The sequence below is a fragment of the Thermovirga lienii genome, from assembly GCF_036847465.1.
Taxonomy (GTDB): Bacteria; Synergistota; Synergistia; order Synergistales; family Thermovirgaceae; genus Thermovirga; species Thermovirga lienii.
On sequence record NZ_DAITZW010000044.1, the window covers coordinates 1 to 9,527 of the forward strand.

Annotated in this window: 6 protein-coding genes; 2 read left to right on the forward strand and 4 right to left on the reverse strand. The window is 49.0% G+C overall.

Annotated features, from left to right (window positions below):
- A partial coding sequence (locus tag V7Z69_RS08885; protein WP_334139650.1) for an AAA family ATPase occupies window positions 1-2,219 on the forward strand: 2,219 nt, incomplete at its 5' end.
- A 61-nt stretch (window positions 2,220-2,280) separates the two neighbouring features.
- Here V7Z69_RS08885 and V7Z69_RS08890 read toward each other — a convergent pair.
- Genes V7Z69_RS08890 through V7Z69_RS08905 form a run of 4 tightly spaced genes read right to left on the reverse strand, consistent with a single transcriptional unit; the run spans window position 2,281 to window position 7,324 of the window.
- Complete coding sequence (locus V7Z69_RS08890; RefSeq protein ID WP_334139651.1) at window positions 2,281-3,684, reverse strand: YfcC family protein; 1,404 nt, start codon at window positions 3,682-3,684, stop codon at window positions 2,281-2,283.
- A gap of 46 nt (window positions 3,685-3,730) precedes the next feature.
- Window positions 3,731-6,004, reverse strand: a complete 2,274-nt coding sequence (locus tag V7Z69_RS08895) for a xanthine dehydrogenase family protein molybdopterin-binding subunit (RefSeq protein ID WP_334139652.1) — start codon at window positions 6,002-6,004, stop codon at window positions 3,731-3,733.
- Window positions 6,001-6,852: an FAD binding domain-containing protein gene (locus V7Z69_RS08900; RefSeq protein ID WP_334139653.1), complete on the reverse strand. Its 852-nt coding sequence runs from the start codon at window positions 6,850-6,852 to the stop codon at window positions 6,001-6,003. The genes V7Z69_RS08895 and V7Z69_RS08900 overlap by 4 nt, the downstream gene beginning before the upstream one ends.
- Complete coding sequence (locus V7Z69_RS08905) at window positions 6,842-7,324, reverse strand: (2Fe-2S)-binding protein (protein ID WP_334139654.1); 483 nt, start codon at window positions 7,322-7,324, stop codon at window positions 6,842-6,844. Before V7Z69_RS08905 ends, V7Z69_RS08900 begins: the two co-directional genes overlap by 11 nt.
- Before the next feature lie 240 nt (window positions 7,325-7,564).
- Here V7Z69_RS08905 and V7Z69_RS08910 point away from each other — a divergent pair, with 240 nt between their 5' ends.
- Window positions 7,565-9,244 (forward strand): HAL/PAL/TAL family ammonia-lyase, encoded by a 1,680-nt coding sequence (locus V7Z69_RS08910; RefSeq protein WP_334139655.1) that lies wholly within the window; start codon window positions 7,565-7,567, stop codon window positions 9,242-9,244.
- Window positions 9,245-9,527: the final 283 nt, after the last annotated feature.

Sequence of the window (9,527 nt, forward strand, 5' to 3'; positions counted from 1 at the left end):
CCTCATTCATGGAGGAGCAGCCCCCCCACATTTCGCGATGCCTTTTGGTCGTAGGAGAAGCTGGGGTAGGCAAAAGCCGACTCATAGAGAAATACTTGGAGGATAAGTGCGATGATACGGTAATCTACGGTAGAGGCACAGAAGAGGGAAAAGAGTTAGTCCTTTTGCCCTTCAACGACCTCGCCAAAAACTTGGCCTCAAAGTTCGACTTGAAAGACCTAGGTCCAATGTTGCCCGAGAAGGTGAAAATGATCCTGGGAGAGGCGTTCCCTCCCTTGAACATGGGCGTCTCCTTCGAGTTTCCAGGGCACGATAAGATAGGTTCAACTTTGGCAGAGTTCTTTCGAATCTTGTCATCTAAGAGGCCCCTCAAAGTGGTATTCGAGGACCTTCAGTGGTTCGATTCTGCGTCACTTACCGTACTGGAAAATTTCCTCAAGAGCAACCCCGGAAGAACCGATATATTCATAACATCAAGACCTGACATGGACCGAAAAATAGAAAAGAGCATAAATGCCTTAAATAGGATTGGGCTGATAAAAGCAAAGACAATAAAATTGGAAAGTTTCTCCTTCGAAGAAGTAAGACAGTTCTTCCACATGGCTTTGGGAAACAAAAATCTGTGCGACCAGACCATTCAAAAGGTATACGAATATAGCAGCGGCCTTCCTCTGTACCTGAAAAGCTACATAGCCTTAATACAACAAGGAAAACCATTGGACGAGATACCGGACACCATAAAAGAGGCCATCGAGAGGATCCTGGCAGGCCTAAGCGACGAGGAGAGACAAATTCTGGAGTGTATGTCGGTGTTCCTTAACGACGCGGATTGGGAACTTTTGATCCAAATATGCGATTGTGACGAGGAAAGCCTCACCTCCACCGCAGAAAGCCTTTACCGCAAGGGCATAATAAGGGAATACTCCTCCGGCCCCAGAGGGCATCTTCTCCTGGGATTCAAACACGGGAAAGTAAAGGAATACGTAGAAAGGGGCCTTTCTGAAGCAAGAAGAAGAACTTTACACCAAAAACTTGCCAACGCCATCAAGAAAAGTTGGAACACCCAGGTGTGGAAACACTTCGAGGGGTCGAGGCTTTTGTTTCACTGCAGAAAAGCGGGAATGCTATTGGACGAACTCAGCTTCGCGCTGAAGAGTCTTGAGTTCCACACAAAACTCAACTACGAGCTTTTTCCCCTGCTGGACGACCAATCCCTTATTCAAAGCTCCGCAGCTTATGAGGAAATAGGCGAAACCAAGAAGCGGTTCCTAGAGGTGAAAGAACTCCTAGGCAAAGTTAGAGAAAAGTACGGAGAAACTCACGAGTGCAGGAAGCTTGAAATGATTTATCGAATGCTACTGGGAGGATACATGGTCTGGTGGGGCGATCATCAAAAGGGAGGCAATTTACTAAAGAGCGCCCTTGAGTGGTCGGCCTTGAAAAACGAGAAAGCTCTAGAATTGAAATGTCTCCAAAACCTGTGTTACCTACATATACAAACTGAGGAAAGCCAAGCTTTGGACCTAGCCGCAGAACGATATCTGCACACTGCAGAAGAAAATTTCGATGAGGCCGCTTACGGAGCAGCGCTGAGGTTCAAGGGCCTGGCTGCGACCTTCATGGCTAACTTCGATAAGGCCATGGAATACCTAGACATGTCGGAAAAGCACTTCGAGGACCTAGAAGCAGCGGGTGCTTTCTTTACTCTTCAAAAGGAGGCCGCTCGGAAATACAAAGGCGAAGTGTATCACAAAAGAGGCTTGTTGAATGAGGCCGTAAAAAATTTCACCCAGTGCTTACAAAACGCCGAATCCAGGGGTATCCACAGGGGAAGCTTCAGCTTTCACAGCAACCTGGCCCATGTCTTTTTCGACATGAAAGACTTGCCGTCATCTAATAAGCACGTAGAGGAAGCTTTAAACTTCGCAGAGGAGCGTACTTGGTGGAGGGGCAACTCCGTAGTGTACAGCATCAAGGCCATGTTGTGCTTCATCGAGGGCAACGAAAATGATGCCCTGGAATACCTGAAAAAGGCCGACGAGCTCTGCAAGAAACTGAACAAAAAATGCTGGATAGCCCTACAACTAAAAATAAAAGGAATGATGGCAAGAGAAAAACCTATTTCAAAAAAACTGAGGGAGTACCTGACCAAACCACCAGAGGATTACCTGACCAAAGCCCAAAATCTTTACGATTCCATAGGAATCAAATTACTATAGTAAAAAATGGGGCAGAACACGGATACGTGATTCTGCCCCATGGTTGAGTTGACTTACAATCTTAAAACGGGCCGTAACCTATAGCAGTGGCGATAAACAATAGCACCGCAGCAGCTCCCCAGGAAAGGAACATGAAGGGCATTATGAACCTGAGCCACTTGTTGAACGGAACTTTGGTGTAGAGCAAGAAGGCCACCAGTGCTCCGACCGTGGGATAGCAAAGGTTAGAAAGGCCATCGCCAAACTGGAAGGCCAAGATGGCAACCTGCCTGGTCAAACCAACGATGTCGGCAACGGGAATGACTATGGGCAATGTAACCAGCGCCTGGCCGCTTCCGGAGGGTATGAAGAAGTTTATTATGGACTGAGCTATGAACATGCCTATGGAAGTTATGCTCTCAGGGAGCCCTGAAAGGGGCATTGCCACTGCCCTGACTATGGTGTCCGTTATATTTCCCTGATCCATTATTACGTTTATTCCTCTTGCCATACCTACGGCGACTACGCCTATGAATATGGCCTTTCCGCCTTCAAGGAGGGTTTCTGCTATCTTGTTACTGTTGTATCCCGCTATGATGCCACCTATGATGGCTCCTATAATATAGGTGCCTGACATCTCGAAAAGTCCCCACTTCCAATTGAAGGTCCCATAAAGGATGAAACCTATGGTGCCCACGAAGGTCAAAAGGATCAGCAAGTGTCTTGTGGTGAAGGGAATTCTCTCGTATATTGCGCTGCTCTCCAGGTGGGAGAAATCCATATCTGCGACGATGCTCGAAGAGGGGTCTTTCTCTAGTTTATTACAATATCTCAAGACAAAGAAAATGCTCAAGGCAAGCAAAACAAACCATATAATCAACCTGTACCCGAACCCGGAGAACATGGGCAGCTCGGCTATCTTTTGACCTATACCGACAGTCCAGGGGTTAGATGGCCCAGCGGTCCAACCTATGACTATGGCGACCAAGGGCATTGCTATACCTACGAGGGGGTCATACCCTAAACTCAAGGCTATGCCCACACAAAGGGGTGCAAAAGGTATAGCAGCCTCCAACATTCCCGGGAATCCACCAAGGGCGGCGAAAAACACCATTATGGCGGCAACCACAAGGCCCTTGCGCTTCTCTCCTATTGTATCCAAAAGCTTGAAGATCGCTGCCTTGATGGCTCCTGTGCTGTCAAAAAGCTGAATGGCCGCACCGATGGTAAGGATCATGAAAATAAGGGCTCCAGCGTTGGTCATCCCTTTTGGAATGACCTTGAAGATATCAAATACTTTGACAGGAGTCTGCTGAACGTAGTGGAAGCTATCGGGATTTACCACCTTGCGTCCGTTCACTATAACCCTCTCGAACTCTCCCGCAGGCACGATGTACGTCAAAATAGCCACGAAAACTATGATCCAAAATAAGATCACTATGCCGTTGGGGAACCTAAACCGCGAATTACTGCTGCCTTTGCTCAAAACTACTGCCTCCTTCTCAAATGGTATTTTTATTTCAATTAGTTTTTTAACTGTTTAGTTCCGCGACGATCTTTTCCGGCGTCAATGGCAGATGGGAAAGCTCCGCATCAAGAGCGTTATTGACGGCGTTGACCACCGCTGCCGCGGCAGGAACGGTGCTTATCTCTCCTATGCTCTTTCCGCCGAAAGGCCCGCCAGGTTCCCTTTCTTCCACTAGGGTCACCTCCACTTTGGGCATGTCGGGGGAGTTGACCAGGTGATACCTGCCAAACGAAGCGTTCTTAGGACGTCCAGAAGAGTCGAAGACAAGCTCCTCCGTCAGAGCCATACCTATGCCCATCTGCACTCCTCCGTAAATTTGACCTTTCACCAGTTTTGGGTTTATGGCCTTGCCCACGTCGTGAACAGCCAAGAAATCCGTTACTCTTACCAGGCCAGTGTAAGTATCTACCTCAACTTCGGCAAAATGCACTCCGTATGAACCTGGGTTACCCTCAGGTTTGTAGGTCATGAATTCGCTTACCTCTTCTTTTAGTTTAAGAGCTATCTCACACACCAAAGCACCGTAATCTCCAACCACTTCACCCTTTACACACACCAATCCGTTTTCGAGTTTTATGTCCTCATCTAGTTCCCCATAGATCCTCCCTATCTGCCGGACGAAGCGCTCCTTCAGTTTCTCGGCCAATGACAGGGCGCAAGATCCACACACGTACGTCACGCGGCTTGCTATGCAGCCCGTGTCCATTGGGGAGCGCTGGGTATCCCCCTCCGTAACCTGGACTCTCTCTGGAGGCATGTCCAATACCTCCGCCACTATCTGTGCCATGGTGGTCAACGTCCCGTTACCGAGCTCATGGAAGCCTGCATTGAGCGTAACGGTTCCATCCTTACTCATGTGCATCGTCATTCCCGTGAAATCAGGGTACGGACTACCGTAATAACCGTTTCCGTGAGTAGAACATGCAAGACCTACCCCTCTCAGGTAGCGCCCCGTTCCCCTCTTGCCCCAGCGATGGCGCTCCTTCCATCTGAAGCGCTCCATACCAACTTCCAGACAATCCCTTATGCGGGCATTGCCCAGAGGAGGAGCGCCGGTTGGATCTTGGTCTCCAGGATACACCAGGTTTTTCAGTCTCAGCTCCGCCGGATCCATGTTCAGCCTCTTGGCAAGAAAGTCCAGGTTGATCTCCGTTATGGCATGGATCTGAGGAGATCCGAAACCTCTGCACGCACCGCTGGGAGTGGTGTTCGTATAGGTCGTCTTCCCTATATAAACCTGAGACGGTATTCTGTAAAGCCTCGAAGTCTTCTTACCCATGGCCATGGTCACCCTGTGCCCCCCAGCCAGGTAAGCCCCTGCATCGGAGATGACCTCTATTTTACGAAAGGCCAACGTTCCATCTGGACGCGCCAAAGTCCGTACCTTGCCTATGGTGGCAGTCCTGGTGCGGGTAGAGATCATGGTCTCATGCCTCTTCATGGAAAGCCTCACGGGTTTTTGCACGTCCAGTGCCATGAGGGCACAAGCAGGCTCCAGTATGACATCCTGCTTGGCACCGAAAGACCCCCCTACGGGAGCCTTTATGACTCGAACCTTGTTCAAAGGTAAGCCCAAAACTTGGGAGAGTACGTAGCGAACGGTGAAAATCATCTGACATGGGGTCTCCACAGTAAGGGTTCCGTCGCAGTCCACATAGGCTAGACAAATATGGTTTTCCATGGCAGCATGATGGACCTTTTGGGTTATCACCTCTGACTCAACAACCACCAGCCCTTCCTCTTGGGGCTCCCCTTCACCATAGGCTATCCTCCCCTCTATGACTTGAGGACGGCCCTCGAGAATGGGTTCGCAATGGAGGGCTTCCCTTAGATCCAAAACGGGTTTGAATGTTTCATATTCCACCTTTACCAAGGAAGCGGCCTTCTGTGCCGTCGCCAGATCTTGGGCTAGGACGGCGCCGATTTTGTCCCCCACGTACAGAGGTCTATCGGTAAATATGCGTTCATCTCTGAAATCTGGCTGATCAGGGAAAGATACGATGCTGTTGAACCTGACTCCTGGGTCATCTTCTGGGGTGTAAACTTTTATTACTCCTGGTAGTTTAAGCGCCTCCGTAGGGTCAATGGAGACTACTCTGCCGTTTGCAACCTCGCTGAAAATAAAGCAGGCGTGTAGACTCCCCCCCGGGGGAAGGTCCGCCAAGTAGTTGAATTTACCCCTTATTTTCCTCTCTATCTCAAGCCTCTTTACGTCCTGCCCCACGTATTTGAGGTTTGTCGCAGTATCTTGATAGGTTTTAGTCTCCCTAGGCATCATTGAAGCACCTCCCGAAGGCCTTTCCACAAATCGTCTCCTAGCCCTTTAACGGCCTGGCGCTTGTAAGGCATGGAAGATCTGGTCGGTATGGTCTCTGCCACGATCTTCGACAGTATATCCAGAAAATCGTCTTTCCGCAGATCTTTAATGGGCGCAGAAGACAAAAACTCTTCCGCTTCCAATGCACGGATAGGCCAAGGAGCCAGAGCTCCAAGGAACATTCTTGAGTTTTGAACTTTACCCTCTTTCAGTCTACACACGAAGGCAAGGTTGAGTTTGGATATGGTAACGGCCCTGCGGCTTCCAACTTTGCTAAAAAAGGAGAAATCTCCATTGTCCATGGGTATGGAGATTTTTTTGATAAATTCTCCTCTTGATGTTAATGATTTAAGTTCAGCGGGGTTAAGTTCCTGCGCCGGGATGATGCGCTCTTTGCCTTCCCAATCTTCCATGACTATTAGGGCACCTAACGCACAAAGTGCTGGTGGAGTATCAGCGGCGGGAGAGCAGTTGGCAATGTTTCCCCCTATGGTCCCGCGGTTTCTTATCTGACCCGAACCTACCATAGAGGCAGCCCTTGAAAGACAGTAAGCCTTGGACCGGACCAAATAGGACTCCTCTATTTCTCTGAAGGTGACTGCAGCACCTACATCGAGGAAAGCCTCTCCTACCTCTATTTGTTTAAGCTCCTCCACGGCTGTAAGGTCCACTAAGTGGCAATCCTCCCTTGGGTTCTTGTTCAACCACACCACAAGGTCAGTCCCCCCTGCTAGGAGCTTCAAACGGGGGTTGAAGGACGATAGGATTTCTCTGAGCTTGGAAAGGTTTTTGGGACGACTAGCTTCCATTTTTCGTCATCCTTTCTGCCGCATCGGAAATTGCGTTTATTATGGGAACATAACCGGTGCAACGGCACAGGTTACCCTCAATGGCTCTTCTTATCTCTTCCTCGGTAGGGGTCTTGTTCTTATCCAGAAGGGCCTTGGCTGACATTATCATTCCTGGAGTGCAAAAACCACACTGTACGGCATCGTTCTCCATGAATGCCTCCTCCAGGACCTTGAGCTCACCTCGTCTCTCCAGGCCCTCTACCGTCAAGATCTCACTTCCGTCAGCCTGGAAGGCCATTATTGTACAAGACGTTACAGCCTCTCCGTTCATGATTACCGTGCAGGCACCACATTCTCCCTCAGAGCACCCCTCCTTGACGCTGGTAAATCCCAAGACATCTCGCAGCAAATCCAAAAGGCGCATGGACGGGTCTATATCAAGAGAGTACCTGCAGTCGTTAACTGTCAGGTTTATACGCAATTTCCCCACTCCCTTAGCTTTTTATAATTCTTCCTTGTCTTGGATTTTCGACAAAGGCGTCTTTGCAACATCTTTTTTGTAAATGTTTGAATCAATCAAACAAAAACATGAAAATGACGCAAAAACGACGGTCTTGGTACACATTACTATACAAACGAGAAGAAATAGGGAAAGGAGGGGGGAATCCCAAAAAATCTCAGCCTCAGCATGCGACTCTTGCACAACACTGAAAAGTTAGGAGGGAATTTGATGTTCCAAAGGTTAAGAAAGTCTTTGTTTTTAGTGGTCGTAGCAGCAGTGATCCTATCCGTCTCCGCAGCAGCGTTTGCATCAACAAATCCTCTCGTGCTTACCGGAAAAGACCTTACCATTGAGGACATAGTTAGCGTGGCAGTGGAGGGCAGAAAGGTTACTGTATCCCACGAAGCCATGAACAACGTTGAAAAAAGCTATAACACCGTCATAAAAGCCGCAGTAGAAGGCATGCCAGTTTACGGCCTTACCGTCGGAGTAGGCTGGAACAAGGACAGGCCCGTATTCAAGACCGTTAATGGGAAGAAAGTTCTCTCTGAAGAACTCCTCGACATGTCCCGAAAGTTCAACATCATGTCCCTTAGGGCACACTGCGCTGGAGTAGGCCCCTTTCTACCCGTAGAGGTAGTAAGAGCAGGAATGCTGGTTCGTCTAAATCAGTTCCTTACGGGGATCCCAGGAGTTCAACCCTATGTAGTTGAAATATACGAAAAATATCTCAACGAAGGCATTACTCCCCTCGTTCCCTCCAAAGGCTCCGTGGGGCAGGCGGATATAACCCTTTCGTCTCACATAGGCTTGGCCATGGTGGGAGAGTGGGATGTGATATACAAAGACAAGAGAATGCCTGCAAAGGAAGTAATGAAACTCTTGAACATTGAGCCTCTGGTTCCCGTAGGCAAAGATTTCCTATCCATCCTCAGCACCAACGCCCTCGCTTTAGGACAGGCAGCCTTGGCTGTGGCCAACGTGGAACACTACCTTGAAGTTTCCTATCCTGTCTTCGGTCTGTTCCTTGAAGGTTACAACGGCAACGTCGCCCCCTTCATGAAAGAAGTAGCGGAGATCAGACCATTTGAAGGTTATGTGACAGCAGCAGCAAAACTGAGAAAAACCCTCAAAGGGTCATACCTCTATGAGCCCAGCGACACCAGAGCATTGCAAGACCCCCTTTCCATTCGCTCCATGGCCTACACCTTGGGCAATGTAGAAGTGGCTTTGAAGCGCGCTAAGGACGCCATAACCTTGGCCGCCAACCACACCGACGACAACCCGGCAGTCATATGGAATGCGAAGAAGGAGAAAAACAGGGATCCCCAGACATCTCGTTACTTCATAGGCAACGACGGCGCCATCTTCCCCACTTCCAACTTCGAAAGCCTTCCCGTCCTGAGGGAGCTTGACACTTTAAAGATCGCCCTTGCCCAGATGTCTAACCGTCTTGTAATGCAGACCATACGCCTTGAGGATCCAAGATTCACCCATCTTTCGCGGTTCCTCTCCGCTCCTGACAATCCGGGTCACGCCTTTGGAGCTATCCAGAAACCTCTGGTGGCCATGGATACTGAAAACCGGATGCTGGCAACCCCGACCCAGTTGGGCGCCATCGCCCTGGCAGGCAACATAGAGGATACCGCTGGCTGCACTCTAATATCCGTGAGATCCCTTGAGCAGATAACTGAAAACCTCTACAACATTTCCTCGTTGCAGCTTCTGCACTCTGCCCAGGCTCTCGACCTTAGAAAGGCTGAGATGAAGGATAAGCTATACATGGCTGCTCCAACAAAGAAGCTTTATGAAGCCTACAGACAGGTAGTATCCTTCGTTGATCAGGATAGGCCTTACACCGACGATATAGCCAAGGGAGCAGAGTTCCTTAAAAACTACCAAATGTAAATAAAATCGATTTAGCTCCCCTCAACAAAAAGGGGCTTTGGGTTAACCCAAAGCCCCTTTTTTTATCCCTATAATGGACGAATCCAGCGAAAGCTACGGCCTTGAAGGTGCAAATTCATTCTATCTTACACCCTTCTCTAAAGGCTTATCTGATGAATCGGGCCTTTGCGTTAATCATGCTGTTTACCATGATCCTTATTCTTAATTTTTTCTTTCTGTTTAAGCTCCTCCTTCAGACGACACACACTGCATATGTCTTGATAGGAGAGAGCACCGCAAACAG